Consider the following 25,188-nt stretch of genomic DNA (forward strand, 5'->3'; position numbering starts at 1 on the left):
CTTACCGCCCGAAATCCCACCATTACATAGTCACCACTTCGAGTAAGCGAGGCCCGGATGAGCCTCGTCAGTCGTCTCGCGTCCGGAATCGGTAGAGACGGTTCGCTGACGAGCGGCCGGTCCCGACTGGACGTCGACATCGTCGATTCGGTTCGCGAAGTGTGTCGCGACGAGTGGAACCACGTCGTCGAACACGCGAGTCGCGGCAGCGTCTTCCACCGGTACGAGTGGCTCGACGCCGTCGAGGCCGGCCTCGACCGCACGCCCCGTCACCTCGTCGTCGAGAAGGACGGCAACCTCGTCGGCCTCTTTCCGAACTTCGTCGCCCCGCTGGAAGGGACCGACCGGCCACCGTTCCGCCGACTGACCTCGGTCGACCCCGGATTCGGCGGCCCCGTCATGACGACCGACACGGACGCCATACTCTCGGAACTGCTCGACGCGGTACCCGACATGCTGTCGCCCCGTACCATCGTCCACGAGATACGGGCGCTGGACCCAAGTTACGTCCGGTACAACACGGTGTTACAGGCTCACGACTATGTCCCGAACCGGCGGCGCTGTCGCTTCTTGTTGCACCTCACACGGGGGTACGACGACGTCCTCGCGGGGATGAGTCGGTCACGACGCCGGGGGATCGAACGTGGACGCGAAACAGACCGACTGGAGGTCGTCGAAGAACCGGTGACGTGGGACACGCTCGAGCGATACTACCGGACCTACGAGCAGGTGATGGCTCGTATCGGCACTGACCCGTTCCCGTTCCGGTTCTTCGAGGAGTTGCTGGACATGGACGACCGGTTGCTCCTCGTGACCGCACGCGTCGACGGGCAGTACGCGGGCGGACTGCTGGAGATGTTGGATGAGGAACAGTCGTCGGTCCACGGCTACCTCTCTGCCGTTCCGGAGCGGTACTTCGAGCATCACACGTCCGAGCGCCTCTACGATTACGTCATCCGATGGGGCATCGCGAACGGGTACGACACCTACGACCTCGGGACGACGAAACCAGACTACGAGAACGGCGTGTTCCGGTACAAGGAAGGGTTCGGCGGACAGGCGATTCCGACGCTCGTCTGGGAACACGGTGTCAGTCCCGTCTGGGACGTCTTCGCCGCCGGTCGTTCACTGTACCTCAAACACGTGGGATGACGTCGCTACTCGCGGTTCGAGCGCCGTCCGTTGCCGTCCGTCGCCCGTGTGAGGCCGTCTTCGTCCGACTCGGAGCGCCGTCGCTGTGTTCGGACGCCGGGTTTCGGCCCGCGGTCGTTCGTGTCCTCGTAGGGAGTCTCGGCGATGCTGTCGGGGAACGTGAACTCCGCAAGGAGACGTCCGACGACGGTCGTACCGACGGCGATGCCGACGACGAGCGGCAGTTCCGCACCACCCCAGAGCGTGACCAGCGCCATCGACCCGCCCACCAGCACCGCGAAGCCGATTTTCAGTCGCTTGAGGAACTTCTCGCGGTCCGTTCTGGTAATCGAAGGACCGACCATCAGCGGCACCGTTTCCTGTCGCTTTCGTCTCGGTGTGTCATCAGTAGAATCCTCGTTCGACGTCTTCCTCGATGACGTCCTCGAACTCCTTGTCGAGCAGTTCCTCGGCTTCCTCGAAGGTATCGGTCAGCGAGTCCATCCGCTCCGGGCGGTCGTACTGGTCGAACTCCATCGGGCCGTAGGCCGGCGAGTCGACGGCGTCGAGGACGTCTTCGAGCATGGCGCGCGGCGTCGTCGGCGCGTCGGCGTGCGTCTCGAGGACGGTTTCGAGGTTCTTCGCCTTCTCCTCGGCGTCGTCCTCGTCCTCGGGGGCTTGCTGGACGCCGAACAGCCCGGTCCCGTCCTCGGGGAACAGGGGGTCGATGTCCTCGTCGATGCGGCGTGCGACCCGCGTCCCGACGCCCTGCACCTCGAAGGGGTTCTTCGCGTACGTCTTTAGCTGGTAGACCCCGGAGGAGGGGTGGCCGACGTACAGGTCTTCGCCGATGCCGTTCGTGCGGTCCCCGCCGACGGCGCGCCACCCGCCGGGGTCGGCGTTGCTGTCCATCACGTCCTCGATGATGTCCTGCCAGTCACGAACGCGCATTGTCGGTCGGTGGTTGGTCCCGCGTCAGAATGAAGGCATCGGTCTCCGCGATACGCCGTCGGTCACGGCCCGACGGGAGAGCCGAACCCCTTTACGCAAACACCCGGAGCTAGCAGTATGGAGAGCGAGTCGAACGTCCTCGGTGGCGACCTCGAAGGCTGTTCGCAGGACCCGGTGACCGGGTTCATGCGGGACGGTTACTGCTACCCGCTGCAACGTGACCCCGGCCGGCACGAAATCTGTGCGGTGATGACCGAGGCGTTTCTGGAGTACAGCAAGGCGGCCGGCAACGACCTCGTCACGCCGCGCCCCGAACTGAACTTCCCGGGCCTCGAACCGGGCGACCGATGGTGTATCTGCGTCCCGCGCTGGATAGCGGCCCACGAGGACGGCTACGCGCCGCCGGTCGTGCTGGCGGCCACGAGCGAAGACGTCCTCGAAGACGTCTCACTGGAGACGCTTCGGAGTTACAGTCACGAGAACGAGACGGAGGTCTGAAACGCGAGCTATCGCCACTCAGAGAGCGACGCGGCGGCGTTCGTCGGAACCGACAGCCACGCCTCGTCGGTCGTGATGTCGGCGACGACGAGGCGACGCTGGCCGTCCGTCTCGTCGACGGCGGCGACGACCTGTGGCGTATCGACGGGACGACTCTCGGCCGACTCGGTTTCCGCGCTCATATCTGGTTGTTCCCTCTCCGAATAAATGAATGTGGCGAAACTAAATTGATAAGAAGACATTCGAGTGGAGCTGTCGCAGATAGTGCCTACTTCTTGCCGTCATCTGCGTCAAAATGAAAAGTTCACTCTGCACGACAGTATCGCCGATTCGACTGAGAGGCAGCGGGGACCGCGCCCGACACTCACGAGTCAGCGCTCGGGTCGCCGTCGTCGCAAAGCGGAGTGACCGACAGCGTTTTTCCGTGCCCCGCCGTGACTCATGCCGTGCAACTTCGCGGCCCCGTCGTCGAGGTGAGCGACCCGAAGACCGTGAACACGCAGTACGGCGAGAGCGACCTCTGTGAGGTGACGCTCCGTCCGGACCGCGGGGCCGGCGACCCGACGACGGTCACGCTCTGGGGGAAGTGGACCGAGACGGCCGACGTCCTCGAACCGGGGATGGAACTGGCGGTCTACGACCCCGACGAACGGCAGTATCAGGGTGAGACGCAGTACTCCGTCGGGAGCGACGCCACCGTCGTCGTCGAACCGGACTTCCTCGTCGACGTGACGGACATCCGAGCGTGGGTGCAGTGCCCCCGGATGTACTACCTCCGAAAACTGGACGGGGCCGACCTCGCGTATCCGCTCGTGAAAGGGACCGTCGTCCACGAGGTGTTCGGTGACCTCCTCCGGAGCCGGGACGTCGAGGCGGCCATCGAGGACCAAATCGAAGCCGCCGGGCTGGACATCGGCTTGCTCGGCCGAGAGGCCGACGAGGTGGCCGGCGACGTGCGCGCCCACGCGAAGGCCATCGAGGGGTGGCTCCAGCAGGGGACGCTCACGGACGAGGACAGCGCGGCGACAGCCGCTGACAGCTCTGAGCGGGATTTCAGTCCCGCGGAGAGCGAGTGGCGCTCCGAGATGACGCTCATCTCCGAGCGCTACGGGATGAAAGGGCGGGCCGACGCCGTCCGCCGCGGGATGCCGGTCGAACTCAAGACCGGGAAGAACACGAAGCGAGAGCCGCGCTTTCAGGACAAGATTCAGGCGACGGCGTACGCGCTGATGCTCGGCGAACGGGCGGCGAACTCGCTGGACGCGAGCGCCGTGATGGCCGGTGACGGCGGGACGACGACGCCTATCGAAGCCGCCCCCGACACCGGGACGCTCCTGTATACGAAAAACGCCGCCGTCGACCGGAGCGAGGAGAGCGGCGACCTCTCGCCGGCCAAGGAGTTCTCCATCGGGTCAGGTCTGCTGAACTACGTGATTCGGACCCGAAACGCCATCGCGGCGATGGAACACGACACCGGCGTTCCGACGGGCTACGAGGCCAACGCCAAGTGCGAGTACTGCTTCGAGCAGGACACCTGTATGGCCGTCTCCGGCCGTCTCGACCAAGAGTCGAAGGCCGGACAGGTCGGCGTCGCCATCCCCGAAGCAGAGCGGGACTACTTCGAGCGGTTCTATACGGCCATCGAGGCCGAGCGGCGGGCGGTCCACCGCGAGTACGCGAAACTCTGGGAGCAGACCGCCGAGGAACGCGCCGCTGACGACCGGGCGCTCGTCGACCTCGAACCGGTGGGACGGACGGAACTCGACAGCGGTCGCTGGGAACTCCGAGCGAGGGGTACCGGGGCCGTCTCGAAGATTCGGGAAGGCGACCTCGTGATGGCCAGCGACGGCGACCCGGTGACCGGGGACGCGGAACTGGCGCGGGTCGAACGGATTGGCGAGGCGCGAAGCGCCTCGGAAGACGCGAACGGTGAAACCGTGAGCAGCGGCGAGGAGATAGTCGTCACCGCCGACGAACCGCTGGACCTGCGCCGTCTCGACATCTACCCCTCGGAACTGACCACCGACCGCCTCCAGAACGCACTCCACGACGCCCTGCTCACGCAACCCCCCGAGCAGAAGGACGTGCTGTTCGGACGACGGGACCCCGAGTTCGAGACGGTCGAGGAGACGTTCATCGACAACAACGAGGCCCAGAACGAGGCCGTCCAGTTGGCGGTCGGTGCCGAGGACTTCGCGCTGGTCCACGGCCCGCCGGGAACCGGGAAGACCTACACGCTCGCGCGGATGGTCCGGGCACTGGTCGACCGGGGCGACCGGGTCCTGCTGTCGGCCTTTACCAACCGCGCCGTCGACAACGCCATCGAGGCACTCGAAGAACAGGGATTCACCGATATCGTTCGCGTCGGTACCGAGAGCGGCGTGCGCGAGGACATGCAGAACTACCGGCTAGAGCAGTCCGGCGACCCGGGCGAGTGTGCGGCGACACTCCAGAACGCGCAGGTGGTCGCGGCGACGACGGCCACCTGCGGTGGGACGGCCATGCAGAGCCAGTCGTTCGACGTGGCCGTCGTCGACGAGGCCGGACAGTTGACCGAACCCGGGACGCTGGCGGCGACGACGCTCGCCGACCGGTTCGCCCTCGTCGGGGACCACCAGCAACTCCCGCCCGTCGTCCAGTCCGAGGACGCCACCCTCTCGACGTCGCTGTTCCAGCGTCTCATCGAGACGCATCCCGACGCCGGGGTGATGCTGGACCGGCAGTACCGGATGGCCCAGCACATTCAGGCCTTCGCCTCTAGAGAGTTCTACGACGGCCAGTTGCGCCCGGCGACCGGCGAGGTCGCGGGCCAGCGAATCGACGACCTCCCGGGCGTCTCGATGGACGCCCTGCCCGAGCACCTCCGAGACAGAGTCTCGTTCGTCGACCCCGGAGGGACCCAGACGGGCAACACCAACCCCGTCGAGGCCGACGCCGTCGCCGAGGTGGTAGCGGCGTACCGCGAGGCCGGCGTCCCTGCAGAGGACGTCGGCGTCATCGCGCCGTTCCGGGCGCAGGTCGCCGAACTCGACCGCCGACTGCCCGACGTGGCCGTCGACACCGTCGACCGCTTCCAGGGGTCGAGCAAAGAGGTCATCGTCGTCTCCTTCGTCGCGACGGAGACGCTGGAGGGGCCGATATTCGAGGACTACCGGCGCATCAACGTCGCGATGACGCGGGCGAAAAAGGCCCTCGTGCTCGTGGGCGACGCCGACGCTCTCGGGACGGACGAGGTGTACGGGCGGCTAGTCGAGTGGGCGGAGAACTAGTGCGACCCTGCATAGGTAGCGCCGTGTTTTAAACCCCGTCGGCCGCGAATATAACGTATGACGGACTGCCCCGACTGTGGCTTCCCGCTGGCGGCCGAACAAGACCTATCCGATGGGACGCTGTTCTCCTGCAAGCAGTGTGGCACGCGACACATCGAGTGAGGCCGGCGTTCGAGGCGCTCGGCCGTTCGTAGCCGTACGGTTCGGCGGCACGGAGACGGCCCGTTTCCGTGACTCCTACTCGTTGTCGCTGGCAGTGAGACGAGCGTGCTTTCGGGCCAGCAAGTCCGTGTACAGTCGTCTCCGGAGTTCGGCCCGGAGGTCGCTTGCCGTCGCCTCGTCGACGTCGTAGGCGGTCGCGGACCCGCCGAAGATGCTCGCCGTGCTGGCGGTATCCGCGGTGACCGTCGCGAGGTCACGACGACGCTGGAACGGCGACCGACCGACGAACACCGTCTGGACACGGTAGTACGGCACGATCCGCGTCGTCTGTGACCAGAACCCCGAGCGCGTGGCCAGAACGTCGTCGTCCAGCACGAACCCACGATGGCGCCACCGAAGGTGGGCCGCCGGGGGGACGAGGACGAACAGACCGAGCAAGACCCACCAGAAGCCAGTCCCCAGACCGAACGTGTCGACGGCGTAGCCGACGCCGGTGAGGACGGCGGTGACGAACGCGAAGCGGAACGCGTACCGCCGACGTGCACGGGTCGGCGGTCGCTCGAACTCGAAGGTCCCGAACGGTTCGATGTCCCGTGCGAGTTCGTACACCTCTTCGCGAGGTGCCATCGGCACCGCGACGCCCTGTGCGGACTGCTGGTTCCCGCCGCTGTAGCCCGCTGTCTCGACGACGAGGGTGGCCAGTCCGAACCGTCGCATCAGGACGTTCTCCTTGACCGTCACTGTCTGGACCTTCGACAGCGGGATGGTGCCGCTGTACCGCCGAATCAGGCCACGCTGATACCGCAAGTCGTCGCCCTCCCGAAACAGGCGGAAGTCGTAGTACTCGACGACGGTGAGCACGACGCTGACCACCAGCGCCGTCAGCAGGAACTGGACGAGCGTCAGCAGGGCGAGGGCGACCAGTCTCGGCGGTCCGAACGCGTCCAGCACCGACGGCGTCAGCGCCGGTTCGGCACCGACCAGCGTGAGGTTGAACCGGACAACGGCGGCGACGAGGTCACCACCCAGCGGCAGGCCGGCGAGCGTCAGCACCGGCGCGGCCGGTCGGACAGAGACGACGGCGTAGGTCAGCAGGTCGCGCCACGAGAAGGCAAACAGGTCTGTCACCTCGTCCTGCTCGGTCGGCCCCGAACCGACGGGCTCGTCCGTCGACGTCTCGGTCGTCGCCGCGTCTCGCTCGTCGCTATCGCGGCCGTAGCGCTGGACGAGGCGGCGGAGTCGGTCGGCCTCCTCGGGGGCGACGGCGTCCAGCGAGGCCTCGGTGGTGCTCCCGCCGGCCGTCTCGAAGTCGACGACGGTCAGCCCCAGCAATCGATTCACGACGCCCTGCCGGAGGTCGACGTTCTGAATCCGCCCGAGCGGTATCTCGCGTGACTGGCGGGCGAACACGCCAGACTCGACGGCCAGCGTGCCGCCGGTAATCGCATAGCGGAACCGATAGTACCGAACCAGCGCGAACCCGCCCGTGACCGTCGCGCCGAGTGGAGCGAGCGCGGGGCCGACCCACGACGGCAGGCCGAGCGTCCCGGCCAGCGCCGTCCCGACGAAGAAGCCGAAGACCGCGCCCTGTACCACCGCACGGCCGACGCGCCGGACCGCACTTCGGGGATGCAGTCGTCTCATACTGCGTCGGTGGCCTCGCTCTCGCTGGCGAGGTCACGGAGGCGTTCTCGTAGTTCCGTCGCTCGTTCCGGGCGGAGACCGGGGATGGTGATGTCCGCGCCGCGCGACCCGGCGGTGTAGACGACGACGCTGGCGAGGCCCGCCGTCCGCTCTATCGGACCGCGGGTCGTGTCGACGTGCTGGACCCTGACGTAGGGGACCGACGTGTCCCGGCGGGTCAACACGCCGCGAACGAGAAACAGCGCGTCGTCCTGCAACCCGAAGCGCCAGATTCGGTGTGCGAACGCCGCGTGCACGGTACCGAGAACGACCAGTAGCGCCCATCCGGCGGCCGCCAGTTCCAGCGGTAACGAGAAGAAAAACCGGTCTATCAGTACCACGAGTCCCAGCAGTACGGACGCGGAGACGACTGTCCGGCCGGCCCACAGCAGTCTGACTCGCGGGTGCAACGACTCCATACTGCCACCGTAGGGCGAGGCGTGGATTAAGTGTGGGGCCACGGAGGGACCGACCTGCTGAGGTCTGGGAGAGGACGACGCCCGGGGTGTACCGCGGCTGACACCTCGCTACGGAACGGCGTCGACGTCTCACCGGGGCGATAGAACACTCGCCAGTCACCGGAGCGCTACCGGTGACGACCATGCTACGTATTCGACAATTACCGCGACACCGCCTGCAGGGCCAGAGAGTACTCTTTGCTACCGGTATCTTCGATATCTATAACTATGTGACAGCGTCGTGTCTTCACGTTCGGGCGACACGTGTCGCCCAGATTCCGATGCCCGACCAACAGCCAGAGACAGGATTGACACGGCGCGATGCGCTCAAGCGGGGTCTAGCGACGAGTGCCGTACTCGCAGGAGGGGTCATCGCCGGGGGGAGGGCCTTCTCAGCGCGGACGGCAGCGCATCCGAAACCACAGAACCACGAGGTGGTGTGGGGCGACGATATCGACTTCCTCGACGGGATGGTGCAGTCCTACGCGACGACGAACCCACAGGGGAACCTCTCGTCACTCGGCGTCTACATGGACGCCGACGCACTGGCGGTGTTCGACGAGGACGCACTGGACGCACATCTTGCGCTCCCCGCGTCGGTGGACACGCATCAGTTCACTTTCGTGGGGTTCCACTACAATCCGGAAGGTCATCCACCGCCGGGCGTCTACACCGTCCCTCACTACGACTTTCATTTCTACACGGTTCCAGAAGAGATGGTCGAGACCATCGTCACCGGTCCGGCGACGTTCGACATTCCGGACGCACAGATTCCGACGGACTACCAGCGCCTGCCGGTGATAGATGCCGATGGCGACGGCGAACCCGACACGCCGCTCGTCGAGGGAGAGATGGGCGAACACCTCATCGATACGACGGGGGCGGAGTTCCAACCCGACGGGTCGTTCACGCACACGAACATCTACGGCGCGTACGACACGGACGGCGACGGCACCGGGCAGTTGACCTTCGTCGAACCGATGGTGACGACAGAGTTCATCGACGGTCTCGACGAAGAACAGGTCGTTCAGATGAAGACGCCGGAGGTGTACCCCGTCGCGGATGTCTACCCGACAACCTACGTCATGCAACCGGGAGCTCGCGACGGCCTGTACGTCTCTATCGAGGCGTTCACCGAGTTCGACGGCGCGGACGAGTGAGTCGGAGTCAGTCGGCTACCGACTCCGTCTCTACCGGAGGGGCCGACCCGTCTCACACCCGTTCGTTGACGTCTTCGGCGACCCGCTCGCCGGGGCGACGCAGGTGACCGCTCTCCACCTCGTAGACGTACCCCGTCACCGTTACGTTCTCGGGAATCAACTCGTGGTTCCGCAGGTACTCGACCTGTGCCGCACAGGCTTCGTCGATGTCGTCAGTCATGCGTACCCACTCCGCCACCGAGTGGTCGCCGAGGTTCAGGTCCGGCAGCGACGGGTCCACGTCGACGTCGTCTAGGTCCCCGCCTGCGGCGGCTTCCAGTCCCGCGACCACGTCCTCGTCGCTCGCGCTCATCATCCCGCAGTCGGTGTGGTTCACGACGATGATCTCGGTCGTCTCGAAGAACTGCGTCGTCAGCGCCGCCGACCGGACGACGTCGTCCGTCACCTTCCCGCCGGCGTTCCGATATATCTGTGCGTCCCCGAGCGAGAGTCCGAGGGCCTCCTCGACTGGGATTCGCTCGTCCATGCAGGCGACGACGAGCAGTTGCTTGTCCGTCGGGATGCCTTTCCGTCGACGCCGCGCCCAGTCGTCGCGGGCGTCGACGTCGGCGTCGACGGACTCGTGGACGTGTCCGGGTTCCGGTTCCGCTCGGTCCTCACCGTGTGTGTGGTGTGGCATTAGTCAGCACTACGGTAGCTGACGCCACCCGTCTTATCATTTGGGCAACTAGTACCGGCATCTACGACGCTCAGTCGTCCGTCGCGACAGACCGGTCGGCGTCGTCGCCCTCTATCTCTTCGAGGACGCGCCGGTGGAACTCTTCGAGGACGGCTGACTCGTCTTCGGCGAGGACGACGTCGCTGGCCATCAGCGTCGCGAGTCCGAACGCGCGGGGCGACGGCGAATCGACCCGCGTCGAGACCACGTCGACGGCACCGCGTTCGACGTCTGTCAACACGTCCTCGATGCCCGCGACGTTGAGTTTGTCCGCCAGAATCTCCCGATACGTCTCCTCGACGACGGCGAAGTCGCCGAGGTCTTCGGCGAACCCGAGGAGCATCTCGGAGGACACCTGCTGTTCGCTGGCGGACTTCTCGTACCCCTTGTACCGCTTCAGAATCATCAGCGAGCGCGTGGCGTTGATGCGGAAGTACCGCTGGAGGAGGTCGGTGCCGTCCAGACTCGCTCGCAGGTCCTCGCGCACGTCGTCGGGGTCGATGCCTTCGAGGACGCGCTGGATGTCGACCTTGCGGTTCAGCGGCATCGAGAGGGTGAAGCCGTTGTCGGCGACGGCCACCTGCACGTTGGCGTTGGCCGCTTGTGCCACGCGGTAGGCGAGCAGGCGCGAGAGCCCGTCGTTGAACCGCCGCCCGTAGTTCGAGTGGACGTAGTAGCGCCGTTCGTACTCGTCGTGGTCCATCGCCTCCTCTATCACCAGTCGCTCGTCCGTGGCGACGCTCTCTGCCCCGGCGTAGGCCACCTGCTCGCGAAACATCCGCGCGATGGCGCGGACGCTGTTCTCGTCGAGGGGGAAGTCCCGGAGCCAGTTTCGCACCTCGGACATCCCGCCGCGTTCGAGTTTGCCGAGCAACTCCCGCTGGAAGGTGAGTATCTCACCGCCGAGGTCATACGAGAGCGGCAGGCGCTCGGAGAACCACGAGGGCACCGTCGGCCGCGCGCTCGTCGGGTCGACGTACACCTTCGACCCGCGGCGATAGCGGTACTCGTAGTTCGACCCGCCGAGGACGAACACGTCGCCTTGCTCCAGTGTGTCCAGATACGCCTCGTCTAACTGGCCCACCCACTCGTCGCCGCCCCGGACGAAGACGTCACAGGTGAACGAATCGGGGATGGTCCCGATGTTGGTCATGTAGATGACTCGGGCGAGACGGCCGCGCTTGCCGACGAGCGGTTCGCCCACGGCGTATTCCTCGTAGTGGTACTCCCCGTCCGGCGGGTCGTTCGTGTCCCGCCAAATCTTCGCATAGACGTTCCGGTCCGCCATCCCGGGGTAGTCCGCAGTGAGATAGCGACAGAGCTGTTCCCACGACTCGTCCGTGTAGTTCCGGTAGGGGTAGGCCCGTCGGAGGATGCCTTTCACCTCCTGCTCGGGCCGGACCCGGTTGATGGCCATCCCGTAGACGTGCTGTGTCGCCACGTCCTGTGCGTTCTCGGGGATGAACACCCGGTCGACGAAGCCGTCCTCGGCTTTCTGTAGCATCACCGCACACTCGATGAGTTCGTCCCGGTCCAGCGCGACCACGCGGCCCTCGACTGTCTGTCCGAGTTGGTGGCCCGCGCGGCCGACTCGCTGGAGGAGCGAGGCCACCGATTTGGGTGAGCCTACCTGTACGACGAGGTCGATGTACGGCATGTCGATGCCCAGTTCCAGACTCGTCGAGGTGGTCACCACGTCCAGTTCGCCGTCTTTCAGCGCCTGCTCGATGCCCTGTCGTTTCTCCTTCGACAGGGACCCGTGGTGACACCCGGAGTTGTCCTCGTCGTAGTCGCCGAAGTTCTCGCGGAGGTTCTGGAGGACGCGTTCGGCCCCGGAGCGCGTGTTCGTAAAGACGAGCGTGTTCGTGTGGTCCTGAATCTGCTCGTGGAGTTCGCGGTAGAAGCGCTCGGTGACGACGTCTCCGGGCGTGTCGATGAGGTCGTCCGTCGGCGTCGTCAGTTCCACGTCGAAGTCCCGCGCGAACCGGGTGTCGACGATTTCGTACGGGCGGGACTCGCCGCCGGGGTCCTCGCGCCCGACGAGGAACTCCGCGACCGTGTCGAGCGGTTCGACCGTCGCCGAACAGCCGATTCGGGTCGGCGACCCCTCGGCCATCGCTTCGAGCCGTTCCAGCGACACGGAGAGGTGGGTCCCCCGCTTGTTCTCGGCGAGGCTGTGAATCTCGTCGACGACGACGTACTCGACCGTCTCCAGTTTCGCCTTGAACTTCGGGGAGTTGAGCAGGATGGCGAGCGTCTCCGGCGTCGTGTTGAGGATGTGGGGCGTCGTCGAAAGCATCGCCTGTCGCTCGCTGTCGCTCGTATCGCCGTGCCGGATGGCGTGGCGAATCTCCACGTCCTCGCCCTTCTCGTCGAGTTTCTCGGTGATGCCCGCTAGCGGCACCTCCAGATTCCGGTGGATGTCGTTGGCCAGTGACTTCAGCGGTGAGACGTACAGACAGTAGACGGAGTTGTCCAGTTCGTCCTCGCGGGCCTTCGCGAACAGTTCGTTGATGATGCCCGTAAAGGAGGCGAGCGTCTTACCCGACCCCGTCGGCGCACAGATGAGGGCGTTCTCGCCACCGTGGATGAGCGGGATAGCCTCCTTCTGTGGCGGTGTGAAGAAGCCGCCGTTACCGGGGACGAACTCGCCGAACTGCTCGACCCACCAGTCCTGTACGACGGGCGCGAGACAGTCCAGTACGTCCGCGTCGTCGATGGCGACCGCATCCGGGTCGAAGTCGGGGTCGGTCGCTGCGAGGCGCTCTCGTCCACCCATTGTCGGCTCTGGTGATTCGGTAGGACTGCGGGGGGAAGTGGGTTCCGCCACGATAGCTAGGCACCGGGGTTAAGATCGGATTAGTCCCGCCGGCCGAACAGTCAAATCCACACCGGAGTCTCCACGAGATTCATTACGCTGGGATTCAGTGAGTCGTACATGTCCCTGCTGCCCTCGCGTGGTCCCGACGCGAGCGCGTCACAGGACGGGGAACTCCAGATCGTCGGTGTCGACGACGACGTCTCCGCTGTCCTGGACGCGCTCTCTTCTGAGACGGCCCGCGAGATACTCAACGCCGTCTACGACGACCCGGGAACGCCCTCCGAACTCGCCGACCGACTGGGGATGTCTATTCAGAAGGTCTCCTACCACCTCGAAAAGCTCGAACGCGAGGAACTCATCGCCGTCGCCGGGACCCAGTACTCCGAGAAGGGCCAAGAGATGAAGGTGTACGAACCGCCCGAGGACCCCCTCGTGCTGTTCGTCGGCACGCGGGACCGGAAGCGGTCGCTCAAGTCGCTCGTCAAGCGCCTGATGCCCGCCGTCGGTATCCTGACCGCCGCCAGTCTCGTCCTCCAGATACTGCTCGGCAACGTCCCGTTCCCGTTCGGGACGGCCGCCTCGGGAGACGGTGCCGAGTCAAGCGGGGCGGACGGCGGTTACTCGGTGTCCTCACAGGGAGGGAATGCGACCGAGACACCAACGGCTGTCTCGACAGAGACGGAGGTCGAGACGACCGCTGGCGGCGACGGCGGCGGTATCAGCATCGCCGAAGCGACGGAGACGCAGACGCCGACTCCGGCCCCCACCGAGGTGGCGACAGAGGAATCTGGAGCCCTCGATATGGCGACGGAGGTGGCGACGACGGCGGCCGGCGGTGGGTTCGAGATCGAACCGGGGCTGGCGTTCTTTCTCGGCGGCCTCCTCGTCGTCGCTATCGTCGCGGTGACGCTCGCCTACGCCGACTACTGACCGGGTTCCGGTCGCTCAAAACTCGTTTTGAGCCTCAGATGGACTTTTTATATACCCGGTACAACCCTGAATTGCGCCGTCGCGGGGCGACCCGGTTCACCCGATTCCGCCCTGATCCGGTGGCACGCTCCCCTGTCACCGCCCCACCGGTCCCCGTTGGCGGCCATCCGCTGCCCACCCCTCCGCTGACGCGGCCCTGAGCGGTCCCCCGTTCCCCTCCCCACTCAATCGCAGTCCCCCACCCGCTGACGACACCAATACCTTTGCTTCTCCGAGCGGTGGTCCCGCGTATGCGACTGACGTTTCTCGGCACCGGCAGCGCTATGCCGACCGGTCACCGCGCACAGTCCGGCTATCTGGTCGAGAGCGACGGTGACGCTCTGTTGATCGACTGCGGTAGCGGCGTCCTCAATGCGCTCGCCCGCACGGACCGTGGGTACGAGGGCGTCGACACCGTCCTGCTCACTCACCACCACCTAGACCACGTCTCGGACCTCGACGTCCTGCTGAAAGCCCGGTGGCTGGCCGGCGAGACCGACCTGACGATAGCCGGCCCGCCCGGGACCCGGTCGCTCGTCGATGACCTGCTCTCGGTCCACGAGTACATGCAGGACCGCCTCGATTTGACGCTCCGGGACGTCGACGGCCCCGTCTCGCTCGCCGGGTTCGACGTCGAGCACCGCGAGACGCGACACTCGATGCAGTGTTTCGCCTACCGGGTGACGCCCGCGGCCGGCGGGCCGACGATAGCGTTCAGCGGCGACTCGGAGGCGTTCACCGACCTCGTCGAGTTCGCCGACGGCGTGGCCGTGTTCGTCCACGACTGCTCGTTTCCCGACGACGTCGACGTCTCGAACCATCCGACTCCGGCGGCACTCGGCGATGCACTCGCTGGAGCAGACGCCGATATCGGCCGCGTCTATCTCACGCACCTCTATCCGCATACGGAGGGACGACACGAGGAGATGCTGTCGTCGCTCGGCGAGGCGTACGACGGCGACGTGCGGTTCGCAGAGGACGGCCTCTCGATAACGGTCGACGAGCGGTGACTCAGACGCGCTGGAGCGTGACCCGGAAGTCCGCCCCGCCCATCTCGCTCTCGCCGACGCTTACGCTTCCCCCGTAGGACTCGGTCAGCGCGCGGACGAAGCCGAGACCGAACCCGCTCCCGGAACTGTCCGGTCCCTTCGCCCCCATCTCGAAGATGCGCTCACGGACGTCCTCCTGGACGCCGCTGCCGTCGTCTGCGAACCCGACGACGACTTGCCCGGTCCCGAGTTCTTCTTCGTAGACGCGCATCCGCACGTCGCCATCGTTGTGGACGGCAGCATTCGAGACGAGATTCGCAAACACCGAGTCGAGCAGTTCACCGCCGTACACTCGGTAGTCGAACGCTTCCGAGTCGAAGTCGACCGACAGATTCTCGTAGTTCCCCGCAACTTCGCTGACCGTCGTCCCGAGTAACGCCCCGATGTCACGCGGTTCCGGTTCGTCCTGTGCTTCGAGCGTCGAGACGAGGCTCCCGACGCGTTCGATGAGGTCCGCGGAACTCCGGGCCGCCCGCTGTATCTTCTCGACGTACTCCTCGGTCTGCCCGTCGACGTCCGCCGCGACGGCGTCTGCGAACCCCGCGATGACCTGCAAGTCGTTACCGAGGTCGTGGCGCAGGAGGCGGTCGTACATCTCTATCATCTCCTTTCGCGTCTCTAAGTCCTGCCGTGCGCGTTCGAGATGTTCTCGGGAGCGAATGTTGCTGATGGCCGTCCCGGCGTGGGAGGCCAGAATCTCCAGCGGGCGACTCTGTTCTTCGCCGAAGGACTCGACGGACGTAGAGCGAGTCACCAGTATCGCCGTCACTTCCCCGCCGACCTGCGTCGGGACGGCGAGCGTGGCGGTCACGTCGGAGTCGGTGGTCATGCCCGCCTCGTCGCCGGTCGCGATGACAGTCTCGCCGGCCTCCAGCGCTCGGACCGCGACGGCGCTCGGTTGGTCACCCTTGGCCAACCGGGGGTTGGTACTGTGGACCACACGCGGGTCACCATCACGAACCTCGATGAAGGTCGAGTAAGAGAACTGAAAGAGCAGCGACATCGCTTCCAGTGTCAGCGAGACCACCTCTTCGACGGTCTCACACCGATTGAGCGCCTGACCGTACTTGTTCAAGTCGGCCACCTGCCGCGCGAAGTCCGGTTGTTCTTCGAATACCATCCAAGCCACTCCCGCGGAGTGTATACCCACTACAGGGTAAGACAAGGAAAAACCGTTTCGGGCGATTACAAGATACGATACTCCGGGTCGGTGTCGGACCGACCCGCATTCACGACGCAGTGTCAGTCGAGACGGTAGCGAAGGAGTGCGGCGATACCGCCGAGGTTCGACAGTTGCTGTCCGGGTGCGAACTCCGCGGAGAAGACGGTCACCGACCCGCCTTTCTGCTCGGTGGTCTCGATGATGTGGTCGACGTCGACGTCCCAGTCGCCCTCGCCCGACCGTTCTTCGCGCAGTCGGTCGTCGAGTACCAACAGCGTCTCGATGGCGCCGAAGTCGGCGGCTTTGGCCACCTCATCGGGGCCGTAGGCCACCTCGCTCCCCTCGCCGATGCGGGCCATGAGTTCGTCGATGAGGTCGGCCTCCTCGGCGATTCGGGTCTGTTGCTGGACGTCCTCGACGGCGCCACGTTTCAGTACCTCGTGGACGCCACGGTCACCGACAGCGGCGGTGTCGACGACGGTAATCTGCGCTGCGATGTCCGGAATCTCCTCCTCGAAGTAGTCCAGCGCGTCCTGTTTCGTGAACCCGGGGCCGGCGAGGATGTAGGCGTCCACGTCCTGCCGTTTGAGGACGGCAGCGAGTTCGGCGAACAGTTCGTCGCGGGGCCGGGCGTAGTCGCCTTTCCCCGTCGTCGACGTGATGGACGCTCGCTCTTCGGTGCCGTACTGTGCGACGGTATGGACGTGGGCCTCGCCCTCCTCGACGGTGGCGATAGCCACGTCGGGGTTCTCGGTGGCTTCGACGGCTTCCTCCAGTCGGTCGTTCTGGTCCGGTTTCCAACGCTTCTCGACGGTCAGTTCGGTGTGTTCCTCGACGTTCAGCGTGTGGTGAAAGCCCAGTTGGTCCTCCCGGGAACAGTCGACGATTTCGCCACCGATTCGGAGGCGGTTCGCGAACTTCGCGAACTCGACGTCGGTGACCTCGATCTTCAACCACATCGGTTCGCGCTCCCCGCCCTTGTCACGGAGGGTGTCGTCGTTGCGCTGGATGCGCCGCGTGGTGTCACCGGAGACGTGGTCTCCGGGTTCGACGATGTGCGAGAGGTGCCAGAGGTCGTCGAGCGTCTCGGGGACCACCTCGACGCGTTCGCGACCCTCGCCGGTGGCCTGCCGGCTTTTAATCTGCATACCGAGTGGTGGGCCGCCCGTCCACAAGTGCCCTGCTATTCACACTGCGGGCTGGCCGGTAGTCGCGTCCTCGTCCGTCTCGCTCGCTATGTCGACGTCGGCGACGCCGGCCCCGATGGCGTAAGCGCCGGCGACGTTGCCGTAGAACACGACGAACGGCACCAGTAGTGCGCCGACGCCGGTGGCCGCGACGGCGCCAGCGAGTATCTGTGCGAGGACGCCGATGGCGACGAAGACGAGCCATCCCATCGCGTAGCGCCGGTCGCCCGCGACGGACCGGAGGTCACCGAGCGAGAACGCCGCGCCGAACCGACCCGTCCGGGCGTAGGCGGCGACGCCCGCCGGAAAGAGGTACAGTGCGACGAGCAACAGCACCAGCGTCACGGACAGCACCAGCAACGCGACCAGAACGCCCCCGGCGGCGAGCAGTCCGGTCCGTGGCCCGGTCCCGCCCTCGACGATGGTGGCGGGAACGAGGAACAGGAACGCCGCGACGGCGATGGCAATCACGGGGACCAGCAGGTACACGAGCGAGATGACGAAAGCGACGACACCGTCTACGAGGAGGTCACCCCACTCGTCGAACACGGGTGGTGCCTCGGTGTTGCCCGCCGCCACCTGTCGGACGACGCGGACGAGGTAGCCGTACACGAACAGGAGCGGGACGAACAGGAACCCCAGCAGACTCAACACGCCCCCGACGAGTAGCGTCTCGACTTTCTTGTCGCCGTTCCACGGAAATCTGAGTGCGTCTTCGAACATGGCAATCACCGTCACCGCCTCCGTCAGCGGCGCGAACGAGAACGCTCGGCGTCGGCCCGGCGTGGCAGTAACGAACGGAAGTACGCCTGCCGAGGGGATAAAGACGGGCTGAAAAGACACTACGAGTAGCATGCCAGATTCGGGCACGCTCGATAGCTGCTGGTCGTCACTTGGACGCTGATTGTCACAGAAAATCCGGTCCACCACGCACTCGACCGCTCAGGCTGCGGGTTGGCTGGCCGGGGCGTCGGGCCCCTCCTCGACGGCGGGCATCTCCCGGACCGCCGAGCCGATTGCGTGGGCCCCCGCGACGTTCGCGTAGAACGTGATGAAGGGGGCGAGGATGGCACCGACGACCACGACGTTCAACAGGCCGACGACGATGCCGCCCAGCAGGCTGATACCGACGGCGACGAGCCACCCGGTGGCGTAGGTTCGGCTGAAGGCCATCGGGCGGAGTTCGGCGGGCGAGAACGCCGCGCCGAGACGGTCGGTGCGGACCCACGCGACGACGGCCGCCGGAATCACGTATGCGACGAGCAACGAGACGACGGCCACGAGGAGCGCCGTCACGACGGCGATGAGGCCGATTGCCAGCCCCGTCCCGCCGTTGCTCCCGCCGATGCCGGCGGTGACGCCGGTGGCGAACAGCGCCGCGATTGCGATGGCCGTGGGCAGCAACGCGTAGACGAACCCGATGGCGAACAGCTTCAGGCCGTCGACGAGCATCGCACCCCAGTCGTCGAACGCCGGGGGTTCCTCGACGCCGTCGAGTACGTGCCGGAGCGTCCGGGCGAGGTACCCGAAGACGAGGAAGGTCGGGACGAGCAGAAAGCTAAAGAGCAGTAGTAGGCCGCCGACGACGACGTTCTTGACCGCGCTGTCGCTGTTCCGTGGGTAGTTTAGGGCTTCTTGAAACATTGTTGGCTCCCGAGACGTCGTCGGGGTGTCGTCCTGTCTGTACGCCGCCCCGCGTCTCTACACCTATACTACGACCAGCAAGTATATCAACGTGCGTGAGCCGTGCTACTCGTCGACCATCCGACTCCCGCCCGGCGGGAGGAACTCCTGAATCTTGTCGGGGCTGGCGACTTTCCGGACGAACGTCTCGTCGGTGAAGCGGTCCTTGAACTCCCGGTAGAGGCGCTTGGCGATGTCGTTCTGGGCGTACTGGCCCGGTTCGACGGTGATGCTCGTCGCCGCGTTCGGGCGGATTGCGGCGGGCGGGCCGCCGATGACCTGCGTCCGGTCCTCGCAGGTGATGCCGACGGCGACGCCGACCGGCGTGTCCTCGAAGTAGGTCCGGTCACCGCGGACGGCGAACCCGCCTTCTCCAGATACTCGCCGCTCTCGGGGTCTTCGACACCTGCTCCGGGTCGACCATGTACACGTCGCCCGCGAACTTCCCGTCCTTCCAGACCGAGGAGTACGAGACGGCGAACTGCGCCGCTTCCTCCAGCGAGGATTCGGGGAAGTCGACCTCTTGAGCGGGTTCGCTCGGCCCCGTCGCCTTCAGCACCGTGACCGGGCCACCGTGGGCCTGTGCGTGGAAGAACTTGTCACCCCGCTCGCAGTACTTCTGGACGAGTTCCTCGTTGTCGTCGGCGTCCCGGCCGCCGATGACGAGGTAGCCGTCGGAGGTGTGGAACCAGCGGAACTGCTCGTACCACTGTTCGTTGTTGCGGATGGGGATAGAGGGTTCCGAGAGCCAGTCGGTGGGTTCGTCGTCGTCCGCCTCGTCCGGTTCCGGGGCGGCGTCGGTGTCGTCGGCCTCCCACTCCTCGCGGCGCTGTTTCACGGCTTCGAGGTCCTCGCGCGTGTCCTCGATGGCCGCCATGGCGCCCTCCTTCTTGCCCTCGATGCGCTTGGCCTCCTGATACAGTTCGTCCGCGTTCTTCTCGACGCCCTGACTGGCGTCGACGGTGACGCGGGTACCGTCGACGTCGAGCGTGACGGTCCCCTCGCTCCCGTCGACGCCGACGACGGCTTCCGCCGCCGCGATACCTCGCTCTGCGCCCTCCTCGAACGTGGCCTCGATTTCGTCCCACGGCACGTCGTCCCCGCGGGCCTGCTGGACCGTCGAGATGACCTCGTCGACGAGGTCGTAGCGGGCGTACAGCAGTTCGGCCTTCTCGCGTTCGGCCTCGGCGTCGGCCTCGAAGTCCTCGATAGCGCCCTGCTGTTGCTGGATGATGTGCTCGTACTTCGAAATCTCCGCCTCGAAATCGGGGCGCTGGGTCTCGCCGCCCTCGACCTCTTGCTCCCGCTGGAAGTTGAAGAAGTAGTCGTCCAGCGCGTCGTTGAACGAGTCGAATGGCTCGCTGTACCGGTGGTCGTACTCTTCGAGCGGGATGGGCGTGACGTCGACGCGCTGTCGGTTCTCGTTGGCGGTTTCACCGCCGCCGTTTCGTTGCTCCGCTGGAGCAACGCTCTCCTCTGTGTCCTCGACGCCGTCGGGCGTGTCGTAGTACACCCGAGGATCGAGGTCACCGGTCCGCAGTCGCTCGCCGAGGTCCGAGACGATTTCGTAGAGGCGTTCGAGTTGCTCGTCGGTCACCTCCTCGACGGGGACGTTGTAGTCGATGTCCGCCCGCGTACACAGTTCCTCGCCGTAGAGGCCGCCGAAGTTGAGTTGCGTCGCCAGCGTCCGGACGATGTCCGAGTCGGACTCCCGAATCCGGGCGACGAACCCCTCGTAGTCGACGGTCAGGGGGTTGAACCGCGCCGACGGGAACTCGTAGGGCGTCCCGGGCGCGACGGTGCGTGACTTCAGGCGTACCGTCTCCAGACAGTCGATGACCTCGCCGTACTCGTCTAACACCGCGACGTTGCCGTCGCCGAACAGTTCCGCGACGATGGTCGTCGACCCGTCCTCGCGGTCGAACTCCAGTTCGACGATGCGGTCGAACTCGAACTGCTCGACGCGGACGAGGTCCGCCCCGGAGAGGCGGTTCCGGAGCATCATCGCGAAGTCCGGCGGACGACCCGGCGCATCCGGAACGTGTTCGGCCGCCGCGACGTGGGCGCGTTTGACGTCACCGACTTCGATGATGAACTCCACCCGCCCGCGGTCGAAGTCCCGCATCTTCAGTCTGACAAGGTCGTCCTCGGCGTAGAGATACGCCTTGTCGAGTTTCGCGCCCTCGTAGTCGGCGAGTTCGCCCTCGAGGGCCGCGAGGTCGACGCTCGTCAGTTCCCGCTTCGTGTCCATGTCGGTGGCTGTCGGCGGCGACGCAAAGGCCTGTCGGGACCGGCGGACGACGGGGAACCTGTGACAATCAGGCCGACAGACGGCGAGCGTCCGAAACCGATTACAGCCACCCAGTCGATGGCCGGATATGGACGAGTCGCGGTCGGAATCTCTCACTCGCCGGCGGTTTCTCGCGTCGCTGGGCACAGCGGTCGGCGGTGTCGTCGCTGGCTGTCCGGGACAGCGTGGCGGGTCTGCGGACGATATGCCGGTGACCACGCCCGCGCCGGTGCCGACCCCCGACCGGTCGGCACACCCGGTGCCGTCACTCGACGGCGTGGGCTGTCCGGGGGTCCCGAAGTTGCAGGGGGACGTGAGCCGTGTCTGTGGGCCGCCCAGCGGGACGGACTCCGGGTTCGGTATCGTCACGAATCCGACCGAAGACGACCCCGGAATCCCCAGTCTGCCGCGTGCCTCGCTCACGTTTCGGTTCTTCAGGGACCAGCAGACGACGCTCTCGGGCCTGAAGCCACCGTGGTCACTCCAAAAGTACGTCGACGGACGGTGGCACACGGTCAGACCGGCGACCATCCGCACGGAAGACGGGTTCCTCGCGACCGGCGGCCGTAGCCAGCGCACGTGGCGACTCACCGTGGACAACGACGCCACGGCGCGGCTGGACCCCAGAGCCGATACCGGCGGCGTCCGGCTCGACGGCTCGGTCACTCGTGTTCCCGTCGCCGGTCTCGGCGGCGGCGTCTACGCCTTCGTCGTCGCCGGGTGGGCAGACGAGGAAGAGGCGCGCCGACCGATAGCCGTCGGGGCACGGTTCCGCCTCCGCGGCCCGCCGCTCGCGTTCTCACACACCGAGGCCGTCGAACGAGTGGACCGTAGCGGGGATACCGCCACGGTCGACGCCGACCCCGGTCTCGGCGACCCGGTGACCTACGTCCTCTCGCGCACACGACGAGCGGCTGATGCCCGGCAGATGCTCCCCGAGGAGGCGGTCACGAACCCCCCGGTTCGCAACCTCCTCGCCGCGTACGACCCGGCCGTCGAAGAAGTCGTCCTCCACACCCGCCGACACCCGGCGTATCCGAACCCCGTTCTCGGCCCGGTCACGATGCGTGACACCGGGTTCGAGATACGTACCCGGAGCGAGACGACCGCCGGCGAGTGAAAACGACACGCGTCACTACGCGGTGTCCTCGGCGATTGCCTCGCCAGTTTCCAGTCCGTTCCGTACTGCCGCGTGGAGGCGCGGTTCGTCGGCTACCCAGTCGCCGGCGAAGTAGAGGTCGTGGTCGGTGGCTCCCCGCAGTGCCTCGTGGTCGACGGTGGCCTCCGGTTGGGCGTACCGCCAGTGCTGATAGTCCGTCCAGTCGGGGTCGGTGAGTCGGTCGTCGTCCAGCAGGTGCGCGGTACGGTCGGCGATGGCCGAGAGCATCTGGTCGGGACGCTCGTCGTAGTTGGCGACCGACCACGGCTCGTTCATCTGGACCACCAGCAGCGACTCGCCGTCGGGGACGTGACCGTCCTTGCACTCCTCGCGGGCGACCCACCCGACGTCGTGGTCCTTGTCGGTGTTGACCGCGCCGTACCACGGGACGTCGAGTTCGAACGGGTAGTGGAAGACCCCCGTGACGACGGTGCGGTACGGCACCGAGGCGATGGCCTGTCGGAAGTCCCGGCAGTCGTCGTGGTCCCACCGTGCCTGTCCGAGTAGGTCTGCCGTCTGCGGGGCCGGTGGGGTGAGGATGACGGCGTCGTAGCGCCCCCGATCGGTCTCCTCGTCGTCGACGATTCGCCACCCGTCGTCCGCTCGGTCGAGCGTCTCGACGCGGACGCCGTTGTGGACGGTCGCGTCCGTCTCGGCGAACAGGCGCTTCGCGAGTTGCGTGATGCCGGCCTCGTAGGTCCACTTGTGTTCGTCTGCCTCCCGACCCTCGTCGATGCCGCCGGTTCGCTCGAAAGTGTAAATCGGCGCCTCGACGTCGACGAGACCGTCGGACGGGAGCGTCTCGGTCACCAGTTCGGTGACGCGGTCGTCGGCGTCCTTGAGATAGTTCGCCCCGTACTCGTAGGTGCAGTCGTCCTTGCGCCGGGTGGCCGCCCGACCACAGACGCCGCGACTCTTCTCGAAGACGGTCACGTCCACCGGCGCGTCCCGGAGTGCGTAGGTCGCCGCGGCCCCGGCCGCTCCGGCACCGACGACAGCCAACCGCGCTATCATACTCGGACGGAGGGCCGACGCGAGTAAATAACCATCCCCACACAGGTCAGGTGTTCGTCGTCGCGGGGTTAGACCCGACTGGCGAGCGTCCGGAGCGCGTCGTCGCCACCGACTGTCAGCGGGTCGCCGTGACCCATCGCCGCGATTTCGAACGGGGGGATTCGCGCCGAGAGGTCGGCGATGCTCCGCCGGAGACGATCCATGTCGTAGGAGTCGCCCCAGAACGGGGTCGTCAGGTCGCCGTCGTCCTCCCAGACGAGATCGCCGAGGAACGCCGCCGAGGCGTCCGCGTGGTGATAGACGACGTGGCCCGGGTTGTGACCCGGCGTGTGGTACGCGGTGAACCCGCCGATGGTGTCACCGTCGGCTACCGGTTCCAGCGCGAGGTCCGGCAGGGGAAAGAGTCGTCTGCTGGCCCGGTGGAACAGCCCCTTGTGGTGGAGCAGTTCGGGGTCGACGTGGCCTTCGAGCAGTGCGAGGTCGTCAGTTCCGACCGACACCGGCCCGTCGAACTCGGGGACGAGTCGGTTCAGACCGCCGACGTGGTCGAGGTCGTAGTGGGTCAACAGGACCCGGTCGAGGTCCGCAGGGCCGTAGCCGACTGCCGCCAGTTCGTCCACGATGGTGGGTTCGTTCCACCACAGACCCGTATCGACCAGCGTGAGGGCGTCGTTCTCGCCGTCGAAGGCACTCTCGTCGACGAGATAGGCGTTCGAAGCGAGCGGCGGAAACAGCCCGAGTTCCAGCAGCCACACGCCCTCACTGAGACGACGAACCATGGGGTAGACAGGGTCCGAACCGGCAAAACGGTGCGGAATCGTGTGAGTGTCTGCCTACCGAGAGGGTCGGTAGCAGAGCCACCCAGCCCCCCGTACTCGGCGTCGACCGGGCCAGTGGCGTCCGATAAGGCCGCCTTATCGACAGCGTGCCAGCGATAGCCGCTGATTGTTTATTGGATCGTGGTTTGTGACCGCACACCATATGCCCGACGAACTCACGGCCGGGTCGCTCTCCCGGCGCGACGTCCTGCGGGCCTCTGGAGGTGTGTTCGGTCTCTCGGGGGGCGGTACGAGCGCCGGTCCAGCCATCTCGTTTAGGCCCGACTGTCCCGACGCCACGACGCGGCCAGCGATGCGTGACTGCGAGGACGCGACCACGGCCGGGTGTGCGGACGATCACCCGCGGACGAAGGAACTTCGAGACGAGGCCACGAGGGCGCTAGAGCGCGACTTCTCGACAGTCGGCGCGCTGCTCGATGACGGCTTCGTCCCGTACTTCGACCTGCTGACCGACGGCGATTCCGGTGGCTGGTCACACTGGCTGAACCCACGCTACATCGGTGACGAGTCGATACTCGACGCCGGTCGGCCGGCCGCTGTCATGGTCGACAACAAGTGGTGGCGCCCCCTCGGGGTGATGTTCGTGGCGACGCGAGACGGTGAGCAACTCGACGACCCGCCGTCTGTCTACGGCGGGGCCGACGAGGACGACGACGCGCGCTGTTCGCCGTGGCACCACCACGTCGGCCTCCCGGGGCGATACGCGTGGTGGAAGTACCAGCAGGTGTGGGGCGACGGGGCCGAGACGGGCCTCCGACTGCCCTGCCGGACGCCGTGCATGATGCACGTCTGGACGCTCCCGAACCCGAACGGCGTCTACGCCCACGGTCCGCCGCCGCAGGGGAGTCGCGGCGGTCCGCCCGCGGAACCGGCGGGGTTCGAGACGTCGGCCACTCCCGGCGAGGACGAACTCGGCGTCGACGTGCTGGCCGAGGAACTGCTGAACAGCACCGTCGCAGAGCGGTCCCGACGACGGGACTCGTGA

At 66.3% G+C, this 25,188-nt stretch carries 23 protein-coding genes; 9 read left to right on the forward strand and 14 right to left on the reverse strand.

Annotated features, from left to right (window positions below; translation table 11 throughout):
• Positions 1-57 precede the first annotated feature (57 nt).
• Positions 58-1,152: a GNAT family N-acetyltransferase gene (locus tag G9465_RS12615; protein WP_166970503.1), complete on the forward strand. Its 1,095-nt coding sequence runs from the start codon at positions 58-60 to the stop codon at positions 1,150-1,152.
• A gap of 5 nt (positions 1,153-1,157) precedes the next feature.
• Here the strand turns inward: G9465_RS12615 and G9465_RS12620 are convergent, their stop codons facing one another.
• Complete coding sequence (locus G9465_RS12620) at positions 1,158-1,496, reverse strand: hypothetical protein (protein WP_166970505.1); 339 nt, start codon at positions 1,494-1,496, stop codon at positions 1,158-1,160.
• Between the two features lie 40 nt (positions 1,497-1,536).
• A complete protein-coding gene (locus G9465_RS12625; protein WP_166970507.1) occupies positions 1,537-2,082 on the reverse strand; it encodes a hypothetical protein in 546 nt (181 codons plus the stop codon).
• 117 nt (positions 2,083-2,199) lie between these two features.
• Between G9465_RS12625 and G9465_RS12630 the strand changes: the two genes are divergently transcribed.
• On the forward strand, positions 2,200-2,580 hold the full coding sequence (locus G9465_RS12630; protein WP_166970509.1) for a DUF2237 family protein: 381 nt from the start codon (positions 2,200-2,202) through the stop codon (positions 2,578-2,580).
• Between the two features lie 8 nt (positions 2,581-2,588).
• Here G9465_RS12630 and G9465_RS12635 read toward each other — a convergent pair whose 3' ends face one another.
• Positions 2,589-2,762 (reverse strand): hypothetical protein, encoded by a 174-nt coding sequence (locus G9465_RS12635; RefSeq protein ID WP_166970512.1) that lies wholly within the window; start codon positions 2,760-2,762, stop codon positions 2,589-2,591.
• 264 nt (positions 2,763-3,026) lie between these two features.
• Here G9465_RS12635 and G9465_RS12640 point away from each other — a divergent pair, with 264 nt between their 5' ends.
• A complete protein-coding gene (locus G9465_RS12640; protein WP_166970514.1) occupies positions 3,027-5,849 on the forward strand; it encodes an AAA domain-containing protein in 2,823 nt (940 codons plus the stop codon).
• A gap of 237 nt (positions 5,850-6,086) precedes the next feature.
• Here G9465_RS12640 and G9465_RS12645 read toward each other — a convergent pair whose 3' ends face one another.
• Complete coding sequence (locus G9465_RS12645; RefSeq protein ID WP_166970516.1) at positions 6,087-7,655, reverse strand: PH domain-containing protein; 1,569 nt, start codon at positions 7,653-7,655, stop codon at positions 6,087-6,089.
• A complete protein-coding gene (locus tag G9465_RS12650) occupies positions 7,652-8,113 on the reverse strand; it encodes a PH domain-containing protein (RefSeq protein WP_166970518.1) in 462 nt (153 codons plus the stop codon). Before G9465_RS12650 ends, G9465_RS12645 begins: the two co-directional genes overlap by 4 nt.
• A gap of 320 nt (positions 8,114-8,433) precedes the next feature.
• On the opposite strand from G9465_RS12650, the gene G9465_RS12655 reads away from it, so the two are divergent.
• Positions 8,434-9,312, forward strand: coding sequence for a hypothetical protein (locus G9465_RS12655; RefSeq protein ID WP_166970520.1), 879 nt, complete (start codon positions 8,434-8,436; stop codon positions 9,310-9,312).
• 52 nt (positions 9,313-9,364) lie between these two features.
• On the opposite strand, the gene G9465_RS12660 is transcribed toward G9465_RS12655, so the two are convergent.
• Positions 9,365-9,991 carry a carbonic anhydrase gene (locus tag G9465_RS12660; protein ID WP_166970522.1) on the reverse strand — a complete coding sequence of 209 codons (627 nt, stop codon included), beginning with the start codon at positions 9,989-9,991 and terminating at the stop codon, positions 9,365-9,367.
• Between the two features lie 70 nt (positions 9,992-10,061).
• Positions 10,062-12,809, reverse strand: a complete 2,748-nt coding sequence (locus tag G9465_RS12665) for an ATP-dependent helicase (protein WP_166970524.1) — start codon at positions 12,807-12,809, stop codon at positions 10,062-10,064.
• Positions 12,810-12,968: 159 nt separating this feature from the next.
• Here G9465_RS12665 and G9465_RS12670 point away from each other — a divergent pair, with 159 nt between their 5' ends.
• Together G9465_RS12670 and G9465_RS12675 are read left to right on the forward strand one after the other, a co-directional pair.
• Positions 12,969-13,781 carry a winged helix-turn-helix domain-containing protein gene (locus tag G9465_RS12670; RefSeq protein WP_166970526.1) on the forward strand — a complete coding sequence of 271 codons (813 nt, stop codon included), beginning with the start codon at positions 12,969-12,971 and terminating at the stop codon, positions 13,779-13,781.
• 290 nt (positions 13,782-14,071) lie between these two features.
• Complete coding sequence (locus G9465_RS12675; protein WP_166970528.1) at positions 14,072-14,830, forward strand: MBL fold metallo-hydrolase; 759 nt, start codon at positions 14,072-14,074, stop codon at positions 14,828-14,830.
• 1 nt (position 14,831) lies between these two features.
• Here the strand turns inward: G9465_RS12675 and G9465_RS12680 are convergent, their stop codons facing one another.
• From G9465_RS12680 to G9465_RS12695, 4 genes are all read right to left on the reverse strand, one after another.
• Positions 14,832-15,989: an ATP-binding protein gene (locus G9465_RS12680; RefSeq protein ID WP_166970530.1), complete on the reverse strand. Its 1,158-nt coding sequence runs from the start codon at positions 15,987-15,989 to the stop codon at positions 14,832-14,834.
• 122 nt (positions 15,990-16,111) lie between these two features.
• Positions 16,112-17,179 (reverse strand): mRNA surveillance protein pelota, encoded by a 1,068-nt coding sequence (locus tag G9465_RS12685; RefSeq protein ID WP_166970532.1) that lies wholly within the window; start codon positions 17,177-17,179, stop codon positions 16,112-16,114.
• Positions 17,180-17,218: 39 nt separating this feature from the next.
• Positions 17,219-17,941, reverse strand: coding sequence for a DUF4013 domain-containing protein (locus G9465_RS12690; protein WP_166970534.1), 723 nt, complete (start codon positions 17,939-17,941; stop codon positions 17,219-17,221).
• A 219-nt stretch (positions 17,942-18,160) separates the two neighbouring features.
• Positions 18,161-18,862: a DUF4013 domain-containing protein gene (locus G9465_RS12695; protein WP_166970537.1), complete on the reverse strand. Its 702-nt coding sequence runs from the start codon at positions 18,860-18,862 to the stop codon at positions 18,161-18,163.
• A gap of 232 nt (positions 18,863-19,094) precedes the next feature.
• Between G9465_RS12695 and G9465_RS26395 the strand changes: the two genes are divergently transcribed.
• A complete protein-coding gene (locus tag G9465_RS26395) occupies positions 19,095-19,241 on the forward strand; it encodes a hypothetical protein (RefSeq protein WP_394353968.1) in 147 nt (48 codons plus the stop codon).
• Between the two features lie 6 nt (positions 19,242-19,247).
• On the opposite strand, the gene rqcH is transcribed toward G9465_RS26395, so the two are convergent.
• Entirely contained in the window at positions 19,248-21,152 is a 1,905-nt protein-coding gene (rqcH, locus tag G9465_RS12700; RefSeq protein ID WP_394353969.1) for a ribosome rescue protein RqcH, read from the reverse strand.
• A 127-nt stretch (positions 21,153-21,279) separates the two neighbouring features.
• Between rqcH and G9465_RS12705 the strand changes: the two genes are divergently transcribed.
• On the forward strand, positions 21,280-22,311 hold the full coding sequence (locus tag G9465_RS12705; RefSeq protein WP_166970539.1) for a hypothetical protein: 1,032 nt from the start codon (positions 21,280-21,282) through the stop codon (positions 22,309-22,311).
• 15 nt (positions 22,312-22,326) lie between these two features.
• On the opposite strand, the gene G9465_RS12710 is transcribed toward G9465_RS12705, so the two are convergent.
• Complete coding sequence (locus G9465_RS12710; protein WP_166970541.1) at positions 22,327-23,364, reverse strand: NAD(P)/FAD-dependent oxidoreductase; 1,038 nt, start codon at positions 23,362-23,364, stop codon at positions 22,327-22,329.
• Between the two features lie 68 nt (positions 23,365-23,432).
• Positions 23,433-24,143, reverse strand: a complete 711-nt coding sequence (locus G9465_RS12715; protein ID WP_166970543.1) for an MBL fold metallo-hydrolase — start codon at positions 24,141-24,143, stop codon at positions 23,433-23,435.
• A gap of 202 nt (positions 24,144-24,345) precedes the next feature.
• Between G9465_RS12715 and G9465_RS12720 the strand changes: the two genes are divergently transcribed.
• Positions 24,346-25,188: a hypothetical protein gene (locus tag G9465_RS12720; RefSeq protein WP_166970545.1), complete on the forward strand. Its 843-nt coding sequence runs from the start codon at positions 24,346-24,348 to the stop codon at positions 25,186-25,188.

Source organism: Haloarcula sp. JP-L23, from assembly GCF_011602445.1.
In the GTDB taxonomy this organism is placed as follows: Archaea; Halobacteriota; Halobacteria; order Halobacteriales; family Haloarculaceae; genus Haloarcula; species Haloarcula pellucida.

Bases quoted from the DNA above. Each gene is read 5' to 3' on its own strand.
- G9465_RS12615 (WP_166970503.1), top strand. From the start codon at position 58: ATGAGCCTCGTCAGTCGTCTCGCGTCCGGAATCGGTAGAGACGGTTCG.
- G9465_RS12620 (WP_166970505.1), bottom strand. From the start codon at position 1,496: ATGGTCGGTCCTTCGATTACCAGAACGGACCGCGAGAAGTTCCTCAAG.
- G9465_RS12625 (WP_166970507.1), bottom strand. From the start codon at position 2,082: ATGCGCGTTCGTGACTGGCAGGACATCATCGAGGACGTGATGGACAGC.
- G9465_RS12630 (WP_166970509.1), top strand. From the start codon at position 2,200: ATGGAGAGCGAGTCGAACGTCCTCGGTGGCGACCTCGAAGGCTGTTCG.
- G9465_RS12635 (WP_166970512.1), bottom strand. From the start codon at position 2,762: ATGAGCGCGGAAACCGAGTCGGCCGAGAGTCGTCCCGTCGATACGCCA.
- G9465_RS12645 (WP_166970516.1), bottom strand. From the start codon at position 7,655: ATGAGACGACTGCATCCCCGAAGTGCGGTCCGGCGCGTCGGCCGTGCG.
- G9465_RS12650 (WP_166970518.1), bottom strand. From the start codon at position 8,113: ATGGAGTCGTTGCACCCGCGAGTCAGACTGCTGTGGGCCGGCCGGACA.
- G9465_RS12655 (WP_166970520.1), top strand. From the start codon at position 8,434: ATGCCCGACCAACAGCCAGAGACAGGATTGACACGGCGCGATGCGCTC.
- G9465_RS12660 (WP_166970522.1), bottom strand. From the start codon at position 9,991: ATGCCACACCACACACACGGTGAGGACCGAGCGGAACCGGAACCCGGA.
- G9465_RS12665 (WP_166970524.1), bottom strand. From the start codon at position 12,809: ATGGGTGGACGAGAGCGCCTCGCAGCGACCGACCCCGACTTCGACCCG.
- G9465_RS12670 (WP_166970526.1), top strand. From the start codon at position 12,969: ATGTCCCTGCTGCCCTCGCGTGGTCCCGACGCGAGCGCGTCACAGGAC.
- G9465_RS12675 (WP_166970528.1), top strand. From the start codon at position 14,072: ATGCGACTGACGTTTCTCGGCACCGGCAGCGCTATGCCGACCGGTCAC.
- G9465_RS12680 (WP_166970530.1), bottom strand. From the start codon at position 15,989: ATGGTATTCGAAGAACAACCGGACTTCGCGCGGCAGGTGGCCGACTTG.
- G9465_RS12685 (WP_166970532.1), bottom strand. From the start codon at position 17,179: ATGCAGATTAAAAGCCGGCAGGCCACCGGCGAGGGTCGCGAACGCGTC.
- G9465_RS12690 (WP_166970534.1), bottom strand. From the start codon at position 17,941: ATGTTCGAAGACGCACTCAGATTTCCGTGGAACGGCGACAAGAAAGTC.
- G9465_RS12695 (WP_166970537.1), bottom strand. From the start codon at position 18,862: ATGTTTCAAGAAGCCCTAAACTACCCACGGAACAGCGACAGCGCGGTC.
- G9465_RS26395 (WP_394353968.1), top strand. From the start codon at position 19,095: ATGTCGTTCTGGGCGTACTGGCCCGGTTCGACGGTGATGCTCGTCGCC.
- rqcH (WP_394353969.1), bottom strand. From the start codon at position 21,152: ATGGACACGAAGCGGGAACTGACGAGCGTCGACCTCGCGGCCCTCGAG.
- G9465_RS12705 (WP_166970539.1), top strand. From the start codon at position 21,280: ATGGACGAGTCGCGGTCGGAATCTCTCACTCGCCGGCGGTTTCTCGCG.
- G9465_RS12710 (WP_166970541.1), bottom strand. From the start codon at position 23,364: ATGATAGCGCGGTTGGCTGTCGTCGGTGCCGGAGCGGCCGGGGCCGCG.
- G9465_RS12715 (WP_166970543.1), bottom strand. From the start codon at position 24,143: ATGGTTCGTCGTCTCAGTGAGGGCGTGTGGCTGCTGGAACTCGGGCTG.
- G9465_RS12720 (WP_166970545.1), top strand. From the start codon at position 24,346: ATGCCCGACGAACTCACGGCCGGGTCGCTCTCCCGGCGCGACGTCCTG.